General features: G+C 61.8%; 21 protein-coding genes. 9 read left to right on the top strand and 12 right to left on the bottom strand.

Annotated features, from left to right (window positions below; all coding sequences use genetic code 11):
- Positions 1-149 precede the first annotated feature (149 nt).
- From C4J94_RS16495 to C4J94_RS16480, 4 genes are read right to left on the bottom strand one after another with little or no spacing between them, the layout of a single operon-like run.
- Entirely contained in the window at positions 150-1397 is a 1248-nt protein-coding gene (locus C4J94_RS16495) for an efflux RND transporter periplasmic adaptor subunit (protein ID WP_124387155.1), read from the bottom strand.
- Positions 1387-2865: a TolC family protein gene (locus C4J94_RS16490; RefSeq protein WP_124387154.1), complete on the bottom strand. Its 1479-nt coding sequence runs from the start codon at positions 2863-2865 to the stop codon at positions 1387-1389. Before C4J94_RS16490 ends, C4J94_RS16495 begins: the two co-directional genes overlap by 11 nt.
- A complete protein-coding gene (locus tag C4J94_RS16485; RefSeq protein WP_124387153.1) occupies positions 2858-4057 on the bottom strand; it encodes an ABC transporter permease in 1200 nt (399 codons plus the stop codon). Before C4J94_RS16485 ends, C4J94_RS16490 begins: the two co-directional genes overlap by 8 nt.
- Complete coding sequence (locus C4J94_RS16480; protein ID WP_124387152.1) at positions 4054-4761, bottom strand: ABC transporter ATP-binding protein; 708 nt, start codon at positions 4759-4761, stop codon at positions 4054-4056. Before C4J94_RS16480 ends, C4J94_RS16485 begins: the two co-directional genes overlap by 4 nt.
- A 355-nt stretch (positions 4762-5116) precedes the next feature.
- Between C4J94_RS16480 and C4J94_RS16475 the strand changes: the two genes are divergently transcribed.
- Positions 5117-5869 (top strand): TetR/AcrR family transcriptional regulator, encoded by a 753-nt coding sequence (locus C4J94_RS16475; protein ID WP_124387151.1) that lies wholly within the window; start codon positions 5117-5119, stop codon positions 5867-5869.
- A gap of 165 nt (positions 5870-6034) precedes the next feature.
- Here C4J94_RS16475 and C4J94_RS16470 read toward each other — a convergent pair whose 3' ends face one another.
- Both C4J94_RS16470 and C4J94_RS16465 read right to left on the bottom strand, forming a co-directional pair.
- Positions 6035-7096 carry an FUSC family protein gene (locus C4J94_RS16470; protein WP_124387150.1) on the bottom strand — a complete coding sequence of 354 codons (1062 nt, stop codon included), beginning with the start codon at positions 7094-7096 and terminating at the stop codon, positions 6035-6037.
- Positions 7097-7183: 87 nt separating this feature from the next.
- Positions 7184-8800 (bottom strand): NADP-dependent glyceraldehyde-3-phosphate dehydrogenase, encoded by a 1617-nt coding sequence (locus C4J94_RS16465; RefSeq protein WP_124387149.1) that lies wholly within the window; start codon positions 8798-8800, stop codon positions 7184-7186.
- 138 nt (positions 8801-8938) lie between these two features.
- Here C4J94_RS16465 and C4J94_RS16460 point away from each other — a divergent pair, with 138 nt between their 5' ends.
- The 4 genes from C4J94_RS16460 (at position 8939) to C4J94_RS16445 (ending at position 12973) form a co-directional block, all read left to right on the top strand.
- Positions 8939-9820: a Dyp-type peroxidase gene (locus C4J94_RS16460; RefSeq protein WP_124387148.1), complete on the top strand. Its 882-nt coding sequence runs from the start codon at positions 8939-8941 to the stop codon at positions 9818-9820.
- 86 nt (positions 9821-9906) lie between these two features.
- On the top strand, positions 9907-10296 hold the full coding sequence (locus C4J94_RS16455) for a hypothetical protein (RefSeq protein ID WP_124387147.1): 390 nt from the start codon (positions 9907-9909) through the stop codon (positions 10294-10296).
- Positions 10297-10412: 116 nt separating this feature from the next.
- Positions 10413-11786 (top strand): MFS transporter, encoded by a 1374-nt coding sequence (locus C4J94_RS16450; RefSeq protein WP_124387146.1) that lies wholly within the window; start codon positions 10413-10415, stop codon positions 11784-11786.
- Between the two features lie 56 nt (positions 11787-11842).
- Complete coding sequence (locus tag C4J94_RS16445; protein ID WP_124387145.1) at positions 11843-12973, top strand: MFS transporter; 1131 nt, start codon at positions 11843-11845, stop codon at positions 12971-12973.
- A gap of 13 nt (positions 12974-12986) precedes the next feature.
- On the opposite strand, the gene C4J94_RS16440 is transcribed toward C4J94_RS16445, so the two are convergent.
- Positions 12987-13508, bottom strand: coding sequence for a DUF3087 family protein (locus C4J94_RS16440; protein WP_124387144.1), 522 nt, complete (start codon positions 13506-13508; stop codon positions 12987-12989).
- Between the two features lie 114 nt (positions 13509-13622).
- Here C4J94_RS16440 and C4J94_RS16435 point away from each other — a divergent pair, with 114 nt between their 5' ends.
- Positions 13623-13802, top strand: a complete 180-nt coding sequence (locus C4J94_RS16435; RefSeq protein WP_124388995.1) for a hypothetical protein — start codon at positions 13623-13625, stop codon at positions 13800-13802.
- Positions 13803-13817: 15 nt separating this feature from the next.
- The gene (locus C4J94_RS16430) at positions 13818-14012 is read left to right on the top strand and encodes a DUF6021 family protein (RefSeq protein ID WP_124387143.1); all 195 of its coding nucleotides are present in this window, start codon (positions 13818-13820) and stop codon (positions 14010-14012) included.
- A 30-nt stretch (positions 14013-14042) separates the two neighbouring features.
- Here the strand turns inward: C4J94_RS16430 and C4J94_RS16425 are convergent, their stop codons facing one another.
- Positions 14043-14279, bottom strand: coding sequence for a DUF6555 family protein (locus tag C4J94_RS16425; protein ID WP_124387142.1), 237 nt, complete (start codon positions 14277-14279; stop codon positions 14043-14045).
- 120 nt (positions 14280-14399) lie between these two features.
- On the opposite strand from C4J94_RS16425, the gene C4J94_RS16420 reads away from it, so the two are divergent.
- Together C4J94_RS16420 and C4J94_RS16415 are read left to right on the top strand one after the other, a co-directional pair.
- Complete coding sequence (locus C4J94_RS16420) at positions 14400-15233, top strand: arylamine N-acetyltransferase (RefSeq protein WP_124387141.1); 834 nt, start codon at positions 14400-14402, stop codon at positions 15231-15233.
- 125 nt (positions 15234-15358) lie between these two features.
- Positions 15359-16111 carry an outer membrane beta-barrel protein gene (locus C4J94_RS16415; protein ID WP_124387140.1) on the top strand — a complete coding sequence of 251 codons (753 nt, stop codon included), beginning with the start codon at positions 15359-15361 and terminating at the stop codon, positions 16109-16111.
- 53 nt (positions 16112-16164) lie between these two features.
- Here C4J94_RS16415 and C4J94_RS16410 read toward each other — a convergent pair whose 3' ends face one another.
- From C4J94_RS16410 to nuoM, 4 genes are all read right to left on the bottom strand, one after another.
- Positions 16165-16479: a DNA-binding transcriptional regulator gene (locus C4J94_RS16410; protein WP_124387139.1), complete on the bottom strand. Its 315-nt coding sequence runs from the start codon at positions 16477-16479 to the stop codon at positions 16165-16167.
- Complete coding sequence (locus C4J94_RS16405; protein ID WP_124387138.1) at positions 16469-16819, bottom strand: toxin; 351 nt, start codon at positions 16817-16819, stop codon at positions 16469-16471. Before C4J94_RS16405 ends, C4J94_RS16410 begins: the two co-directional genes overlap by 11 nt.
- 238 nt (positions 16820-17057) lie before the next feature.
- A complete protein-coding gene (nuoN, locus tag C4J94_RS16400; protein ID WP_124367423.1) occupies positions 17058-18521 on the bottom strand; it encodes an NADH-quinone oxidoreductase subunit NuoN in 1464 nt (487 codons plus the stop codon).
- 7 nt (positions 18522-18528) lie between these two features.
- The gene (gene nuoM / locus C4J94_RS16395; RefSeq protein WP_010209575.1) at positions 18529-20061 is read right to left on the bottom strand and encodes an NADH-quinone oxidoreductase subunit M; all 1533 of its coding nucleotides are present in this window, start codon (positions 20059-20061) and stop codon (positions 18529-18531) included.
- Positions 20062-20087: the final 26 nt, after the last annotated feature.

Genomic DNA, 20087 nt, shown 5'->3' with positions numbered 1-20087 from the left:
TCGAAGGTGGCTGCATAAATAACTTCCTCGAAACAATGATGATCGCCTGTGGGAGGGGGCTTGCCCCCGATGAGGGTATATCAGCCAACTCACCTTTGACTGACCCACCGTCATCGGGGGTAAGCCCCCTCCCCCAGGTTGATCTTCATTTATCTTGAGGTCTTCACAAATCCGGGCTTTAGGCCGAACACCTCGACGCCTTGCGGCGTCGATTGCCCGGTCGTCACCGTCACCCGCTCTACCGGCTGGTCCATCGCCGCCCGGTACTCGACGGTACTGTCCGCCCGGATCGCCTCGCTCGGCACCACAATTGCCTGCGCATTGCTGTACGTCACAATGGTCAACCGCGCGCTCATCCCCAGCCGCACCCGCTGCAACTGCTGCGGCGTGAGTGTGGGGATGGACAACGTCACCGCAAACTGCGCGCTGCCCTGGCTGTCGTTGGCAATGGCCAGGCCACTGACCACGCTCACCGAGCCCGTCAGCCGCTCACCGTCGAACCCGTCCCCCATGACTTCCACGGCCTGGCCTTGATGCAGTTGGTTGATGTCCAGCTCAGAGACCCTGGCGACGATTTTCAAGCGTTCGATATTGGCCAGGCCGAACAGCACCTGACCCTGGCTGACCTTGCTGCCGGCCTGGACCGGTGCGTTGTTGCCGCCGCCGCCTTGGGACGACGTGCTGATGCCGGGGGCGGGGACCACGATGCCCGAGAAGGGCGCCTTGACCTCCTTGCCTTCGAGCAGCGTGTGCAGGGCGTCATATTTCACGGTGGCGTTGGTCAACTCCATATCGGCGATCTGCCGGTATTCGCCCTTGCCCAGGTCAAGCGCCTGTTGCAGTTCACTGCGCGCCGCTGCCAGGTCCAGCTGTTGTTGCTGGGTCTGTTGCTTGAGGTCATCGAGCTCGTTGCGCGGGATGATGCCGCGCTTGAACAGGTTTTCGCTTTCGGTGAGTTTGCGCTGGGTGTTACCGGCGCTCATCTCTGCGGTGCGCAGGCTGCGCCGGGCCCGGCTGACGGCGGCGCTGCTGTCCCAGTCCTGCATTTCCTGCACGGTGCGCCGGGCCTTGAGCTGGGCGGAAAGGGCCTCGCGCAGTTGCACTTCGAGGGTGGCGGGGTCCATGCGCAACAGCACCTGGCCGGCCTCGACGCGCTGGCCTTGCTCGACCAGGTTGGCCAGTACATTGCCGTCGAATGGCGCGGTGAGCGTGACGGTGGTGTCGGGCTCGATCTTGCCCACCAGGCCGATCTGGTGCACCAGCGGGTCGGGCTTCACCGCCAGCCAGTGTTCACTGGCGCTGGCCGGGCCTTCAGCCGGGCTGCGCAGCACCAGCCCCGCGCCTGCCACCAGTACGATCAACACAGCAGCCAGCAGGCGTTTGCGATTAGTAGTCATTGAGGGCGATTTCCCAGCTTTCCAGGGTCATGCCCAGCGTCAAGTCCAGCTGGGTCTGAGCGTTCAAATAAGCAATCAGCGCATTGAGCCGAGCGTTTTCGGCGTTGCGCAGGTCCGTCTCGAAGCTCAGCACCTGAAAGTTGGTGGAGCGACCGGCGCTGAGTTTTTCCCGTTCGATCTCGATCTTGCGCCGCGACAGCTCCACGGCACGCTGGGAGATTTCGTATTGGCGCCAGCGGGTGCCGAGGTCGCGCACCACGTCGTTGACGTTGCGTTCCAGCTCCTGGCGGGCGTCGGTGATGCGGATCTCCTGGTCCTCGACATTCACCCGCGCGCGGACTTCGGCCTGGCGCGTGCTGATGTCACCGATGGGGATTTGCACCTGTACCCCGGCGTAGCTGTCCCAGGTACGGTTATTGGTACGGCCGTCGTCGTTGTCAAAGGCGTCGCGCACCTGGTTCGCGCCGGCCACCAAATCCACTTGCCAACGCCCGGAATCCTTGGCAATCACTAGGTTGAGGTCGGCTTGCTGGCTGCCCAGCAGGGCGGCGAGGTATTCCGGTTGCTGGTTTTGTGCCAGGTTGAACGCCTGACGCCTGTCGATTTCCATGGGCCTGGCCTCCAGGGCTTCGGTGGCGCGAATTGGCGTGGACAGGTCCAGCGCCAGCAGGCGCAGCAGGGCCAGGCGACGGGTATCGAGCTGGTTCTGCGCTTCCTCCACGCCCAATTGCTGGGTGGCGATATCGGCTTCGGTCTGCACGATCTCGAACTCGGCCATGCGTCCGGCGCTGATCAACGCCCTGTTCACCTCCAGCAGCGTAGTGGAACGCTTGAGCGCTTCCTGGACGATCACTTGTTGCTCCTGGGCCCGCAGCAGCTCGCGGTAGGTCGCGATGATCTGGCTGATGGTCTGCGCCACGGTGGCCTTGAGGTTGAGGCGGTTGGCCTGTTCCGCCAGGCGCGACAGGCGCAGCGGCGCCGTGGTGGCGTCCCAGCCGGCGCCGCGCATCAGCGGCTGGATGACGGCCAGGTCAAGCCCGTCGCTGCGGTAACGGCCGGCGCGGTTGGCGTTGTTCAGTTGCTGGGTCCAGGCCATGCTCAGGCGGGTGCCGTACTCGCCGAGCAGGCTGGTGGACGGTGCCAGGTTGGCGTTGCGCGCGCTGTCCTGGGAGCCCCGTGTGCCGCGGTAGTAACTGTTGAGGGTGAGCTTGGGGTTGAATACGTCCTCGGCCACCCGCAGGTCGAACTTCTGCGCCACGCGTTGCAGGTAAGCGCTGCGGATCGCCGGGTTGTTGCGCAGGCCCAGGTACACCGCGTCGCCCAGGGTCAGGGTCGTCACCTGGGCGTTCAGCGATACGCCCCGGTCATAGCCGCTGCGGGTGGTGCTCGGCGCCGAAGGTTTGATGACCACGTCAGCCGCCATGGCGGGCAGGCTGATCAGCGCCAGCAGCAGTAGCCATCTATTCATCGCGCAAGGCCTCCACCGGTTGCAAGCGTGAGGCCGATACCGCCGGGTAGATGCCGAAGAACAGACCCACCAGCAACGTGCTGCCGACGCCCAGGGGCAGGGCGGCCACCGCCAGGGAAAAGGCCCAGCCCGACAGCCACGCGTAAAACCAGGCGGCGGTCATGCCCACTACCGCGCCGCACAGCGCGCCGACGGCGGTCAGGGTGACGGCTTCGAGCAGGAACAGGTTGCGGATATCCCGCTGGCGCGCGCCCAGGGCCATGCGAATGCCGATCTCGCGGCGCCGCTGCGAAACGTTCATCAGCATCACATTCATCACTCCGACACCGCCGCCTATCAGCGAAATCGCGCCGAGGGCCAGCAGCAGATAGGCAAAGGTGCGGCTTTGGCGGGTCATGCCATCGATCATCTGCTGGGGCACCGTGATGTCGACGTTGTGCTCGGTCAGTTGTGGTTGCAACGCAGCGGCGGCGTCCCGGGCCACGCGTTCCATGTCTTGCCCAGGCTGGGCTCGGATGATCACATTGTTGATCTGCGGGCTGGCGAAGATGCGCCGCATGCCCTCGGCAGGCATGAACAGGGATTCATTGGCCTGTACCGGCATCAGCAGGGCCCGGGGCTGGTTGTGCAGGATGCCGACGATCAGGAACAGGTAGTCGTTGATGCGCACACGGTCACCCAGTTTGAGCGGATCGCCGGGTGCGCCGAGGGCCTGGGCGACCTGGTCGCCGATCACTCCATAGGTTTCGCTGGCATCGAAGGCTGACAACAATCGCCCCTCGCTCAGCACCAGCCGCATGGCGGCCTGCACATCCGGGGTGCTGCCGACGAAGTTTGCATTGGCGGTGCGGCCATGAAATACGATGGGCCCGCTGAACAAGCTGAGCGCGCCGATATGGGCAATGCCTGGCACAGCCTCGCGCACCGACGCCAGGTCGAGCTGGGTGCGCATCGGGACGTTGCTGGTGCCTTTGGGCGGGAACTGGACGACCAGGGTGTCGGTGCCCATGTCCTTGAAAATCATCGCGGCGTCGGTCGCGGCGTTATGGCCGATATTGATCAGGGCTACCACCGACGAACTGCCGATCACGATACCCAGCAGGGCCAGCACTGAGCGTTTGCCCAGGGTGCGCAGGCTGATGAACGCTTCATGCAGCAGTTGGCTCAGACTCTGCTCGACCCGCAGGCTCATAGGCGCGGGGCCTCGTGCACCACACCGCTGCGCACCAGGATCTTGCGCTCCAGCCGCTCGGCGATCTGCGCGTCGTGGGTGACGATGATCAGCGTCACCTGTCGCTCGCGATTGAGCGCCAGCAGCAGCTCCATGATGTCTTGGGCGGTGCTGCTGTCGAGGTTGCCGGTGGGCTCGTCGGCGAGTATCACCGAGGGCTTGCCGACCAGCGCCCGGGCAATGGCGACACGCTGGCGCTGGCCTCCGGAAAGGTCGGCGGGGCGATGGTGGGCGCGCTCGGCCAGGCCGACCTGCTCGAGCATGCGCAAGGCCTGCTCCACCGATTCATGGCGAGACACGCCGCGATAGCTGAGGGGCAGTGCGACATTGTCGAGGGCGCTGAGGCGCGGCAACAGGTTGAAGCTCTGGAACACGAAACCGATCTGCTGGTTGCGCAGCGCCGCCAGTTCATCGGGTGTGGCGTTGAAAATATCATGACCGGCAAAGTGGTACTGGCCGCAGTTGGGCAAATCCAACAGGCCGAGGATATTGAGCAGCGTGCTTTTGCCGGAGCCGGATGCGCCGAGGATGCCGCAGCTGTCGCCGCTGGCAATCGACAGGCACACGTCATTCAAAATGGACAGGTGCTGCCCGGCAAGCTGGTAGCTTTTGCCGATGCCTTGCAGGGAAATCAAGCTTTGGTGCGCGGGGATCTCTGTCATCATGACTACGCCTGCAGTCTCGACGGTGCTGGGTTGCCCTGTAAATGTTTGTAACAAGTTTGGGAGCTACCTGTGCCCGTCACGGACTGATTTTATTTCTTGTTTTTAAAATATTGTTTGAATAGTAACCGCGTTCAAACGGCTTCGCCAGTTGTGGATGTAGAGCGGTTTGAGGCCTTGAAATGCCGTCTGTCCAGACCCCGCGAGGCGCAGAAACAACCGTGGGCTGCCCTCGATGTTCCTGTATGCAAAGGCTTTCGTTCATATGGCACCGTGTCATTGCTTGCTTTCGAACGAAGGCCCCGGTATAAAAAATCAAATAATTTTTTTAAACAATATTCCCTCCCGTGGAACCCTTATGGTCGCGAAGAAACTCAGCGCTCCAAACATTACCAAGACTCGACTGCTGGATGCGACAGAGGCTCTCTTTATCAAGTACGGATATGACGCGGTTTTATTACGGCAGATTACCGAGCGCGCCCAGGTCAACCTGGCTGCGGTGAATTATCACTTCGGGGACAAGGATTCCCTGATGAAAACCCTGCTGATGCAGCGCCTCGAGCCGCTCAACGAGCAGCGCCTGGAACTGCTGGCGCGGTGTGAAGCCGAGGCCGACGGCCCGCTCGATTGCGACACGCTGCTGGGTGTGCTGTTCGCCCCGGCCATGGGCCTGGAGCGCAGCGATCCGGCGAGTGGGGAAGGGCGTTCATTCATCCGCTTTCTCGGCCGTGTGTACAGCGATACCTCGCCGTTTATCCAGGAATACCTCAAGGTGCATTACCAGCCGGTGTTCCAGCGTTTTTTCGAAGCCTTTGCCCTGGCGCTGCCGGATTTGCCGCGCAACGAATTGGGCGTGCGTCTGCAATTTGCTCTCAAGGCGATTTCCGGGGTGATGGCCGGCACCGAGTTGCGCCTGCTAATGAATTCCATGAGCCTGGGCCGCCCGGCCACGGATGCCGAGGTGATGGCCAAGCTGATCACCCTGGTATCGGCGGCCATTCGCGTGCCGCAGCAGAGCGCTGAGGCCGAAACAGCCTTGGCCAAGGTGCTGGAGACCCAGCGGGCGATTCGCGAGCAAGCCGCGGCACCTGCCGGCAAGGTTGCGCGCTAGGCCAAATCCAGGGCAAAAAAAAGCCCGCTGGGGCGGCGGGCTTGATATGCAACGTTTGTAACGGATGAGGCTTCACACTACGTTCCGGCTTGTGAATAAAGCGTGAAAAATATGTAAGAGAAAGTGTGAATACGTTAAATCAAGCAAGCTTATTTAACGCTCATATTAAATCTTCCAGCGAGGTGCGCTTTTCGCCAGGCGCTGACGCATCTGATCCACGTTATCCGCCAGTTGCACGGTCAATAATCGATAGCCATCCAGCGCGCTGTACACGGGGGCGTCCAGTGAGGTCGGCGGGCTGCTGGCATTATGGGGGCGTTGCAGACGCTCCGTGACTCCCGATTTCAACGCCCGCGCCATTCCCACCAATTGAACCCGAATTTGCCGGTGCTCGGCCTTGAGCATCACACGCATCCTTGCCGTAGCCTGCTCGTCACGCGGGTCCGGTCGGGTATTGCCGAGAATCTCCAGGGTGCTGATGCACATGCGCAGGTGCCGCTGGAGTTTGTCCAGTTCGGTCATTGAAATCCGCACTTCCTTGGACACCGAGGGCATCAGCGAACGCAATTGCAGCATCGCCGCGTTCAAGCGGTTGAGCAGTTTGAGGTGTTCGTCATCGGTAACCGATTGGCCATTGATGATCCGGCCATAGATCGCCGCACAGTCGCGCAGGGCGCTGGCCAGGTTGTAGCGCCACGAGTACACCGCGTACAGCGGCAGGGCGAAGGAAAACGCCAGGGCCAGCGCGATGCCGATCAGAATGTCGACGGTGCGCCACAGCCCGTCCGAGATTGGGTTATCACCGTGCCCGGCCACAATAAACACCGTGATCGCCGACAGCAGCGCGATATAGCCGCCCTTGCCGATGGCGTGGTAGGAAAAGAACCCGCACACCGCTGACATCAACAGATACGTAAGCAGCGGCATACCCAGCCAGGCATGTTGAACCACCACCAACAAACCGACACTGGCACCGATCAAGGTGCCATAGGCGCGTTCCACGGCTTTCTTGCCGATATTGCCGTGATGCTGCAACCCTCCGATCACGATCAGCATGGTCACCGACGCCCACTCACCGTGGGGCAGGTTAATGCCGGTGGTCAGCAGGATCGTTGCCAGCAGGCCGATGGACACGCGCACGGCGTGGATCAGCTTGGCATGGCGATAGCGCCGGTACGGGTCGAGCAACGGGCGCAGCAGGCGCCGGGCGAAGAGGGGCAGGTTCATCGGTATTGAAGTGGCCTCGGTGATAGCGGTGACTCGGTCCGAACGGTGGGAGCAAGCCGGCGCCCACCTGTTCGAACGGCGATATGCTTAGAAGATGTAGTCGGTGCTGATGAAGTTCGAGTCACGGTTGCGCAAGATCTCCCCGAGCAACGCCTTGTTGCTCTCCTGGAACTTGGTCGCGACCAGGGTGCGGATCGAGAACACGCGCAGCGCGTCATGTACCGACAACGTCCCCTCGGCCGAGTTCTTGCGCCCGTTGAAGGGGAAGGTGTCCGGCCCGCGCTGGCACTGGGCGTTGATATTGATCCGGCCGACCTGGTTGGCGAAGGTATCCACCAGCCGTGCGATTTCCCCGGCATGGGTGCCGAACAGGCTCAACTGTTGGCCGAAGTCCGAGTCCAGCACGTAGTCGATCACCGTCTCCAGGTCACGGTAGGGCACGATCGGCACCACGGGGCCAAACTGCTCCTCGTGGTACACACGCATCTGCGGGTTCACCGGGTACAACACCGCCGGGTAGAAGAATGAACCGCGGCTGGTGCCGCCATTGGGGTTCACCACTCGGGCGCCGTGCTGTGCGGCATCGGCGACCAGGTCGTTGAGGTAGTCCACCTTGCCCACTTCCGGCAGTGGGGTCAGCGCCACGCCGTCATCCCAGGGCATGCCGGGTTTCAAGGTCGCCAGCTTGGCGTTGAATTTTTCGATGAACGGGTCGACCACCGCCTCGTGCACAAACAGGATCTTCAGCGCGGTGCAGCGTTGACCGTTGAACGACAACGAGCCGGTAAGCGCTTCGCTGACCGCGTTGTCGAGGTCGACCTCGGGCAGCACGATGCCGGGATTTTTCGCATCCAGGCCCAACGCGGCGCGCAGGCGGTGGGGTTTTGGATGGAGTTTTTTCAGGTCGCTGGCGGCCTTGTTGGTGCCGATGAACGCAAAGATATCGATCTTGCCGCTGGCCATCAGCGCGCTGACGGTTTCGCGGCCGCTGCCGTAGATCACGTTGATCACCCCGGCCGGGAAGCTGTCGCGAAACGCCTCCAGCAGCGGGCGGATCAACAGCACGCCAAGCTTGGCCGGCTTGAAGACCACGGTATTGCCCATGATCAGCGCCGGGATCAGCGTGGTGAAGGTCTCGTTCAACGGGTAATTGTACGGGCCCATGCACAGCGCCACGCCCATCGGCACGCGGCGGATTTGCCCCAGGGTGTCCTGCTCCAGCTCGAAGCGGCTGCCGCGGCGGTCAAGTTCCTTGAGGGCGTTGATGGTGTCGGTGATGTAGTCACAGGTGCGGTCGAACTCTTTCTGCGAGTCCTTGAGGTTTTTGCCGATCTCCCACATCAGCAATTTGACCACCGCGTCACGCTGTTCGCGCATGCGCCGCAGGAAGGCTTCCACATGCTGGATGCGGTCGGCTACGCGCATGGTCGGCCACTCGCCCTGGCCCCGGTCATACGCGCGCACCGCGGCGTCGAGGGCGGTGAGAGCGGTTTCGGCGTCCAGCAGCGGTGTGCTGCCGATGTACACGCGTTCGTCGCCAAGTTGCACCGGGCTTTGAATGCGCGCCAACGGGCCATTCCACACCCGTAGCTGGCCGTCGACCAGGTAATCACGCTGTTCAATCGGCTCCCCGAGGCGAAAGGCCTCGGGAATGTCGGCGGTGGAAGCGGGAAACAGCTGGGCGAGCAGGTTACTGGTGGTCATGTCGCTACCCCTGGAATAGTTGCAAAACATGACTAGAGAGTCACCCATACCAGGGCTCTGTGGCAAGGCTTGTGCGCTTTACGCTGCGGATTCCAGGCGCTTCGGGATAAACTGCGCGGCTTTCTTGAAGGAGTTCACATGAGTCAGTACCAGCCGGGCATTCTTGCCGCACCGGTGCCGTTGCAGGCACGCCATCTGTTTTTTGCCATTGAGTCCCCGGGCGCCTTGCCCGCTGCGCTGGACGCGCTGGTGCAACTGACGGATTCAGCGGCGGTGGTCGGTTTCGGTGAGCCGCTGGTAAAGGCGTTGGGCGCGGATGTCGCAGGGTTGCGGGCCTTCCCCGCGGTCACCGGCCCTGGCGCGCATAACCCGTCCACCCAGCAGGCCTTGTGGGTATGGCTGCATGGCGTGGACCGTGGTGAATTGCTGCTGCGCAGCCGCGCGTTCGAAAAAGCCCTGGCGCCGGCGTTGCGCCTGGTACAGATGACCGAAGGCTTTCGCTACAAGACCGGTTTCGACCTGACCGACTACGAAGACGGCACCGAGAACCCCCATGACGACGCAGCCGTGGAAGCGGCGCTGACGGACAGCGGCGCCAGCTTCGCCGCCATCCAGCAATGGCAGCACGACCTCGACGGTTTCGCTGCGCTGCCCGCCCAGGAGCGCGACCACATCATCGGCCGCCGCCATGGCGACAACGAAGAGCTCGATGACGCCCCCGAGTCCGCCCATACCAAGCGCACCGCCCAGGAAAGCTTCAGCCCCGAAGCCTTCGTGGTACGTCGTTCAATGCCATGGGCCGAAAACGGCCAGGCGGGGCTGATGTTTCTGGCGTTCGGGCACTCTTTCGATGCATTCGAAGCGCAGCTGCGCCGCATGAGCGGGCTGGAAGACGGGATTGTCGATGGCTTGTATCGCATCAGCACGCCGTTGACCGGTGGCTACTACTGGTGCCCTCCGTTGAAGCAGGGGCATCTGGACCTGAGCCCGATCACTGCGGCTACGCCGATCCAAGGCTGATAGCCTGCCCCTGATCCCCCTGGAACTGACCCAGGGTCGCTGGCCACATAACAGCGACCTCGGCAAACTTCCAGGAGTACTCAGCCATGCTGATCTCAAGCATTCGCGTGTCGCACGCCTCACCGGCACGCCCGTCCCCCAATGATTACTCGAAGATGTCGGACTCGGATCTGGCCAAGGCCTTTGGCGACAACTTCCAGGCGTTCAAGCACCCGACGACGCCGAATGCAACCACGGATAAAATCCGTGAAGTGGCGGGCCGTGCGCTGACGGGCGACGCGCAGAAAGATAATGAAACCCAACTGGCCCGCGAAGTGCTCAAGCGTGACAACGTCTTGAAGGCGTTGGATTCGGTGGATGACCACGGTAAGCGCGACGGCGTGATCGGCCCCTGGAATCCGCAGATGGCGGCTGACCAGTTAGCCTGTAATCGTTGCACGAGCTCGCCCATCACCACGCTTCAAATCACCTATTGACCTTGGCCCGCCGCGCGCCGGCGAACATGAAAAAACTGACAGCCAAACCAATGACCGCTGAAAAAAATCCGCACTGGCCGTAATCTAAGCGCCCTTGCCACCCGTGCGGATTGTTCATGTCTCCTGTTGCCGATGGGCTGCCTCTCAATAAACGCTTGCCGGCCGTGATTGCCCTCTCGCTGGGGATCGGCATGGCAACCCTGGACACCGCGATCGTCAATACCGCCTTGCCGACGCTGGCGGACGGTATTGGCACGGACTCGGCTTCGGTGATCTGGGTGGTCAACGCCTACCAGTTGGCGATCATCGCGACGGTGCTGCCGTTTGCTTCGCTGAGCGATGTGCTGGGGCATCGCCGCGTGTATCTGGGCGGCTTGCTGCTGTTCATTGTTTCGTCATTGTTGTGCGGCCTGGCCGATTCGCTGCTGACCCTTACTGCCGCACGGGTGGCGCAGGGCCTGGGAGCGGCGGCGCTGATGAGCGTCAACACCGCCTTGCTGCGGCATATCTACCCTGCAAACATGCTCGGGCGTGGCCTGGGCTATAACTCGCTGGTGGTAGGGCTGGCGTTCACCTTGGGCCCCACCGCTGCGTCGGCGATCCTCTCCGTGGCCAGTTGGCATTGGCTGTACCTGATCAACGTGCCACTGGGGCTGTTGGCCTTGGGGCTGGGCCTGCGTTCGTTACCGGTGTTGCCCATCACGGGGCACGCCTTCGACCGGTTGGCGGCGCTGCTGTGTGCAGGGTTGTTCGCCTTGCTGGTCTTGGGTTTGGGCGCCGCCGTGCATGGCGCACAGGGTGCGCTGACCTTGGGGTTGATCGCGCTGGCGCTGGTGTTCGGTGCGTTGCTGCTGCGCCGCGAAGCCGGGCACCCGGCGCCGATGCTGGCGGTGGATTTATTCAAGCGTCCGGTGTTTGCATTGTCTTCGCTGACGGCGATCTGCGCCTTCAGTGCACAGGGCCTGGCGTTTGTGGCGTTGCCGTTTCTGTTGCAGTCGACGCTGGGCCACAGCCAAGTGGAGACCGGCTTTCTGATGACGCCGTGGCCGGCCGTGGTGGCGGTCATGGCCTTGGTTGCAGGGCGCCTGGCTGACCGTGTGTCACTGGGTCTGCTGTGCGGCATTGGCTTGTTGATGCTCAGCGTTGGCATGGCCGCGCTGGCCACCCTGGGCAATGACGCCTCGGCCTTCGAGATCGGCTGGCGCATGGCCTTGTGCGGCGCCGGCTTCGGTTTTTTCCAGTCGCCCAACCTCAAAGCCCTGATGACCAGCGCGCCCTTGGCCCGCAGCGGCGGGGCCAGCGGCATCGTGGCGATCTCGCGGTTGCTGGGGCAGACGCTCGGCGCCTCGTTGGTGGCCTTGTGTTTTCACCTGTTCGTAGACACCGGCCCGGAGTACGCACTGTGGCTGGGTTGCGTGTTCGCGCTGGTGGGCGCTGTTGCCAGTGGGCTGCGGTTATTGCCCTATCAACGCAGTGTGGAGACCTTGTAAAACAGGGCAGGGCAAGGCTAGTGTGGAGGCCTGAATATTTCTGAATGTTTCGGTTTATGCCCAGCCTGGCCCACCGCACCGCTGATGTATCTTCCCGCCGCGCCGCGCTGACCCTCGGCTTCTGCCTGCCCAGTGACGTCTTGCTCTACCTGCTGTTACCCATGGAAGCGGACGCGTTCGGCGTCACTCTGGCCCAGGCCGGGGTATTGTTGGCGGCGAACCGCCTGGTACGGATTTTCGGCTACCGGCATGTGTTGAAGTTCTACGCGCGCAACGGTGATCGCCTGACCTGCATGATCGCCGCAGGCGCCGCAGCCTTGTGTGCCTTGGGTAACTCGGTGTTGTCGGGGTTCGCCGCACTGCTGGGCTTGCGTCTGGTCTGGGGGCTGTGCTTCGCCGCGCTGAACCTGTCGACCCAGGTACTCGCCACTTCCGAGCCGCAAGGCGCGGCACGCCGGGCAGGGCGGTCGCGTGCGTTGATCGCCTGCGGGCCGATGCTCGCCTTGCCGCTGGGCGGCGTGCTGACCTTATGGGCGGGGCCGCGCCCGATTTTCCTGGTGCTCGCCGGGTGCTGTCTGATCGGGCTCTGGTTGGCTCGAGGCTTGCCGGCTACGGGTCATGACCTGCACGGCACGCCCGGGCGACGCTTCAAGTGGCCCGACAGCGTCGCGATGTGGTCGTTTATCGAAGGCGTGGCGCTGGACGGTTTGTTTATCTTTGGCCTGTCGATCCAGGCGCAAACAATCATGGGCGGCGATGCGGTGTTGATCGCCGGCGGCTTAATGGCCCTGCGCTATCTCTCGGAACTGCTGCTCAGCCCCTTGGGCGGGCGCGCAGCGCAGCGCTTTGGCGCCACCTCGATGTTGCTGCTGTTTTCGTTCCTGAGCGCCTTGGCACTGACAGCATTCGGCAGTTATTGGGTGATTGTCGGCGCGGCGGCGGTGTTGGTGTTGCGTGCGCTGCAATTGCCGCTGGTGACCACGTTGGTGGCCGAGCGTAATCCGGGCTCGATGCGGGTGTCCGCGCTGGCGTCCAACGCCGTGTGGCGAGACATCGGCGCGGGTCTGGGGCCATTGCTGGCGGGTTTGCTGCTGCCGATTGCGTCGGCGCCCTGGGTGTTTGGCATGGCGGGCGCGGCGATTGCCGTGAGTGCGGTGTTTTGCTGGCGGGCCAGAGTTTCGCCCTGACGAGGTGAGCGGCTCAAGCGCCTTTAACGCTTTCCAACCAGAGGGGGTCGAGGCGGGTTTGTTCCGTATCGATCCCCAACGCCTGCATTTTCGCGGTGTGCGCTTCGATTTCACCGGCCAATTGCGCCTGTGCGCTGGAGTTGGCGTCTAGGGCGTGCATCTGCGTCAGCCCCAGATGGTAGAAGCGCAGCACTTTGATAGCAGTGGGATCATTGGCCTGTACCCGTTCGCTGACCTTGTGCATCACATTGGTCACGCTCATCAGGCTGCGCTTGAGCTGCCAGCCGTATACCGCTGCTGCCAGCCACGGCTGAGTCCAGAAGGGGCCACGTACCAGGGCGACAGTGATCAACACCCCGGCAAACACCCCGCCGACATTGAAGCGAAAGTTATCGCCGCCCGATTCACCGAACAGCATTACCGCCAGGCTCGACAGCAACATGGCCAGCGCCAGGAACACCACGGCGATGATCAGCGTGCTGCGGCGGGTCTGTTGCCGGTATAGCGCGGGGTCACAGGGTTTGAGCTCGAACATTCGGGTCAGTTCTCCAGAACGGGACGCCATCTTCTCATGCTTGAAGCAATCAAGTTGAACGATGGCAACCGGTGGTTCCTCTAAATCCGTGAAGTCACCATGAGGTCACCCATCATGTCCGAGCACAAGCAACCGCCGCCTGGCACGCCCGATCCCAATCGCACCCCCGGCGAAGAGGAGCGCGATAACGATGCGCTGCGTCCTAACGATCCGGCGGAGCGTCAGGATAACGACGACGTGGAGCGGGTCGAACAAGACCTGGAAAACCTCCACGACAAAGCCCGTCCGCTTTAAGCAAGGAGGTCTTTTATGAGTAATCCCCCGAACGGCCCGCGTTCCGATGAACATGCCAGCGGTAAGGAAGAGTTGGGGTTCGACCCCGACTCGCCCGACCTGGCCGACCCGCAGGTCGACCCCATCGGACCGGCCATCGCACCGCTGGACAAGCAAAAGCAATCGGAAAAAAAGCCGCCCTACGATCCGCTGGGCGACTTGAAGAAGTGAATCAGGCCCCGCAATCGTGCGGGGCTTTGTTTATTTTGGAGGGTTCCAGCTGACATCGGTGATGCCGAACTTTTCCGCCCAGGGCCGGGTGGTTTTTTTCACCTGCTCGTGCCCCACGCGGCCAATGCGGCTGACATGCGCAATATCGGCATCGACTGCCGCCCAGTGCCAGGCCTCGGTACTGTTCATCACCTCGGCGCGCACCACGAAAGACTTGGGTTTACCGTGCAGCTGATAATGGATGGTGTAGATTTTAGCGGTACTCATGTTGCCTCCCTGTCTTGTTATAGATGGATAGGCAGGCGCCGCCAAAGGTTCATTCAAAATGACAATTCGCGCCGATGCGCGGCATAGTGGCGCCTTCATACTGCGCCGAAGGAGCGCGCCATGACCTCGCTCACCCATAGCCGCGTGTACCTGCAACGCCTGGGCTACGATTCGCCGCCGCCGCCCACCCTGCAGACTTTGCGCGACCTGCAACTGCGCCATGTGTGCACCTTCGCCTTTGAAAGCCTGTCGACCCTGTTGCGGGTGCCGGTACCGATCGACCTGCCCAGCGTTGAGCAAAAAGTACTGCTCGATGGGCGGGGAGGTTACTGCTATGAATTGAACCAGATGTTCCTGGCGCTGTTGCTGGAACTGGGGTTTGACGCCCGCGGTATCACCGGATGGGTGGTGATGGGCGGCCCACCGCAAGCGCGCACTGCGCGCACCCACCGCCTTAGCCTGGTGACCCTGGATGGCGTGCGTTACATCAGCGATGTTGGCTTTGGCGGCATGGTGCCCAGCAGCCCATTGCTGCTGGACAGCGGCACTCCCCAGCCCACCGCCCATGAACCCTACCGGCTGACATTGGATGATGGTCACTACACGCTATGGGCCAAAGTCGCCGAAGCGTGGCGCGGCCTGTACGTGTTTGACCTGCAACTGCAAACCGACATCGATTATGAGGTCGGTAACTGGTACGTCTCCACGCACCCTCATTCACCTTTCGTGGGGCAACTGAAAGCGGCGCTGTTGGCCCCGGGTAAGCGCCATACCTTGGCCAACGCCCACTATGCGACCCATTACCTGGATCGGCCCAGCGAAAAGCGCACTATCGAAAGCGCCGACCAAATGTTGGCGCTGCTGCGCGACACGTTTGCCATTCGCCTACCGGATCATCCGCAGTTGCACGCGGCACTTGAAGGCCTGATCCTGGCCCAAAGCCAAGACTATTGACCTAGAGCCTTCGCTGAACCGTTTTTTCTCCTTTTTGGTGCAAATCCGTTCGAACTTTTTGCAAACGCCAAGGTTCGAACCGGTTCCTGAATACTTTGCCCACCAAAAAATGGAGATGTAAAACGATGTCCAAACTATTCGGAAAATTCCTCAAGAACACCTCATTGCTGGCCTTGGTGGCGGCGCCAACCGTGGTGTTTGCGGCACCGTCCACCGACCCGATCTCCACCTTCGGTATCCTGGGCAGCTATAACGACTTCAAACTCGAAGGCGGTAGCGAAAGCGACAAGGACCACATGCCCGAGGCGGGCCTGTTCTACAACTTCGGCAACAAGCTCACTGCCGAATCGGGCTTCATCTACCAGGCCGGTATCGAAGCCAAGTACGGTGAGAAAAGCGATAACAAGCTCAAGGAAGGCCAGGCCGACCTCGACCTCGGCTGGCGTGCCGCGCTGGATGCGCGCAACTTCGTCGACGTGATCGTCGGCGGCGGCTACACCTGGACCCGTTACGAGCCGGACACCAACGGCTACGATTTGAAGCTCACCAACAAGTCGCCATTCGCCAAGGCAGCCCTGGGCTATAACCACCAGTTCGATGACATGACCCTGCGCGTTGAAGCCGGCGCTCGCCACACCATTGATGGCCGTGCCAAGCTCAAGGTCGACGGCATCGGCAGTGACAGCGTGGACCTCAAGGACCGCACCAACCCATACGCCGAAGTGAGCCTGCTGATGAACCAGAAGGGCAACATGCCGGTGATGGCGGGCCTTTACTACACCCGTACCGAGTACAAGCTTGACGACGACTCCTATGTCGCAGACAACACCAAGCTCAAGCGTGACGAGTACGGCTTCAAGGTCGGTATCGCGTTCTAAGGCACTGCCCAGGATGTGGGGGGCCAACCCCCACATTCCCTATCGGGCATCTCTCAACTCAATACAGCGAGTTGCGCCACGGTTTCCGGAAAGCGCGCCACCAAGCGGATCAGCGTAACGGCCTGTGCGTTTGGTTTTGCTCGTCCTTGCTCCCAATTCTCCAGGGTGCGGGTATTGGTACGCAGATACATGGCAAATACCGACCGGGAAAGGTTGAGTTGCTGACGCACTGCGATCACTTCGTCGGCAGTGAGCGGCGCCAGTTTGTTGAGGTGGACTTTGTGGGTGCGCAGGGTGATCTTGCCCTGACGTTCGTCCGCCAAGGCGTCGAAGCCTTCGACCAGTTCGGAAAAGATTTCACGTTTCATTGTGTGCTCTCGCTTTGATTTCCCTGTCCAGCATGTGTTTAAGGGCTTTCTTGTGTTGGGGTGTCAGGTCGCTTTGTTCGTGTTTGCCATACAAGGTGAATAACCAGAATTGCGTGCCGCCCGACCACCAGTAGTAAATGACCCGCAGGCCACCGCGCTTGCCTTTGTTTCGTCGCTCATCGACGAAGCGAACCTTGCGTAACCCTCCCGTTCCTTCGATCACGTCTCCCGCTTCCGGGTTTTTCATCAGTTCCTGTTGAAAGCCCTGGAAAAGCTCGTCACTCAGATAGTCCCTGCGATGCCGTTCGAATGCCGGCAGTTCGATAAATAGAGCATCCATGTTCTGTACGTAGCCTGCGTATAGTTTGGTGGCCCACCTGCAACGGGTCAAGTGACCTTGCTGTGGGAACTTTCTTAAAACGCAACCACCTTAAGGCCGCATCCAACGGGTAGATGCCAGATGAAGAGGCAGGTCAAGAAGGAAAAGTCAGCGAGCAGGGAAGGGGGGCAAACCAGGCCATGGAAACGCAAAACGGCGCCCTAAGGCGCCGTTCTGTTGATTGCATCAACTTAAGCGATCAAACCCCCAGCACCGCGTGCTGCACCAGTGTCAGCAACGGTTGTGGGTACACGCCCAGGAAGAACGCGAGCAGGGCGATGGCCAGCAGCATTACGCCGCCCGCCTTCTGTTCCCAATGCAGCTCGGCATCCACACGGCGCAGGTTTGGCTCGATCAGGTACAGGGTGACCATCACGCGCAGGTAGTAGAACACGCCGATGGCGCTGCCCAGTACCAGGGACGCGACCAGCCACCATTGGTGGGCTTCGACGCCGGTGGCGACGATGTAGAACTTGCCGATAAAGCCGGCCGTCAGCGGGATACCCGCCAGGGACAGCATCATCACAGTGAGTACGGCGGTCAGGTACGGACGGCGCCAGAACAGGCCGCGGTATTCGTACAGGGCGTCGGCGTCACGGCCTTTGTACGGCGAGGACATCAGGGTGATCACCCCGAACGCGCCGAGGCTGGTGATCACGTAGGTGACCAGGTACACGCCGATGGCTTCCACGGCCAGGCCTTTGCTCGCCACCAGGGCGATCAGCAGGTAGCCGAAGTGAGCGATGGACGAATAACCCAGCAGGCGCTTGAGGTTGTTCTGGGTCAGGGCCAGCAGGTTACCGAACAGGATCGACGCGATGGCGATCACGGTCAGCACGTTGCTCAGCACACCGGTGTTGGCAGCCGGCGAGATCTGGAACAACCGCACCATCACCGCGAACACCGCCACTTTCGATGCAGTGGCCAGGAACGCGGCCACCGGCGCCGGGGCGCCTTCGTACACGTCCGGGGTCCACAGGTGGAACGGCACCAGGGAGAGCTTGAACGCCAGGCCGATCAGCATCATTGCCAGGCCCAGTTGGGCGATTGGCGCAGGGCTGTTGGTAGCGGCCAGGGCGTGACCGATACCGGTGAAGCTCAGGCTGCCGGCTTCGGCGTAGAGCAGGGCCATACCGAACAACAGGAACGCGGAGCCGGCTGCCGACAGCACCATGTACTTGATGCCGGCTTCCAGGGAGCGCTTGTTGAAGAAGGCATAGGCCACCAGACCGTAGGTCGGGATCGACAGCAGTTCCAGGCCGATGAACAGGCCCGCCAGGTGCTGTGCGCTGACCAGCACGATACCGCCGGCCGCAGCCAGCAGGATCAGCAGGTACAGCTCTTCCTTGTTGCCCGGGTAGCCGGTGCCGCCCTCGCCGAGGTAGGCGTGGGCGAGCGTGACGCAGGCCAGGGTCGCGACCAGGATCAGCGCGATGTACAGCAGTGCGAAGTCATCGACCATCATCAGCGGCGTGACCGCCAATGGCGCGACCTTGAGGGCCGGGATGATCGACAGCAGGGCCAGGTTCAACCCGGCGCAGGACAGCAGGAACGTTTGCGAATGATTGCGGCGCCAGGCGATCGCCAGCATCACCACCACGATGGTGAGGCTGGTGATCAGCAGCGGCGCAAGCGCGATAAAGTGTTGGATCGTGAATTCCATAGCGCTCTTACCGGGCCGAAGCGAGTTGAGAGAAGGCGGTGCCGAACCATTGCTGCACGCCATGCATCGTGGCGGCAGAAGTGTCCAGGAACGGCTGCGGGTATACGCCGATGTAGATCAGCAGTACCGCCAGGCCGAGCACCATGATCAGTTCGCGCGCATCCATCCCTTGCAGGACGGTGTCGGACTTGGCCGGGCCGAAGTAGGCGCGGTGGATCATGATCAGCGAGTAGACCGAACCGAAGACCAGGCCGGAGGTGGCAATGGCACTGATCCACGGCGTCTGCACGAAGGCACCCATCAGGATCAGGAACTCGCCGATGAAGTTACCGGTACCCGGCAAGCCCAGGGAGGCGGCGGCAAAGAACAGGCTGATTGCCGGCAGGTAGGCGATGCGCGACCACACGCCACCCATTTCACGCATGTCACGGGTGTGCAGGCGCTCATACAGCTGGCCACTCAGGATAAACAGTGCAGCGGCCGAGACACCGTGGGCCAACATCTGGATCACTGCGCCCTGCAACGCCAGCTGGCTGCCGGAATAGATGCCGATCAGTACGAAACCCATGTGGGAAACGGACGAGAAGGCAATCAGACGCTTGATGTCGGTTTGCGCGAAGGCCAGGAACGCACCGTAGAAGATCCCGATCAGACCCAGGGTCATCGCAATCGGCGCGAACTCGGCCGAGGCATTCGGGAACAGCGGCAGGGCGAAACGCAGCAGGCCGTAGGCAGCGGTTTTCAGCAGGATACCGGCCAGGTCAACGGAACCGGCGGTTGGCGCCTGGGCGTGGGCATCCGGCAACCAGGAGTGGAACGGCACCACCGGCAGCTTCACCGCGAAGGCGATGAAGAAGCCCAGCATCAGGATGTACTCGGTGGTCAGGGACATCTTGGTTTTCAACAGGTCGGCGTAGTTGAAGGTAATCACGCCGGTGTTGTTGAAATTGACCAGGACCAGACCCAGGATCGCCACCAACATGATCAGGCCGGAAGCCTGGGTGAAGATGAAGAACTTGGTCGCCGCGTAGATCCGGGTTTTCTTGCCGTCCGAAGAACTGTGACCCCAGAGCGCGATGAGGAAGTACATCGGCACCAGCATCATTTCCCAGAAGAAGAAGAACATGAACAGGTCCAGCGCAAGGAACACGCCGACCACGCCGCCCAAAATCCACATCAGGTTCAGGTGGAAGAAGCCCACGTGACGCTGGATCTCTTTCCAGGAGCAGAGTACCGAGAGGATACCCAGCAGGCCGGTCAGCAGGATCATCAACAGCGACAGGCCGTCGAGGGCCAGGTGCACGTTGATGCCGAAGCGCTGGATCCACACGTGCTTGAATTCAAGCGCGAAGGTTGGATCGACACCCGGAGCCGGAGCGAATGAATAGTCGCCATGGGCCCACAGCCAGAGGCCGAGCGCGAGTTCCAGGGACATGGTCAGCAACGCAATCCAGCGGGGGAGGGTGGCGCCGAAGCGTTCACCCATCCAGCAGAGCAGGCCGCCGATAAAGGGGATCAGGATTAGCCAGGGCAGAATCATGACAGGCTCGTTTCCTTTCGCAAGTT

Source organism: Pseudomonas sp. R5-89-07, from assembly GCF_003851685.1.
Taxonomy (GTDB): Bacteria; Pseudomonadota; Gammaproteobacteria; order Pseudomonadales; family Pseudomonadaceae; genus Aquipseudomonas.
The sequence above is the reverse complement of the archived record's forward strand: the minus strand, read 5'-3'. Positions and strand labels throughout refer to the sequence as shown.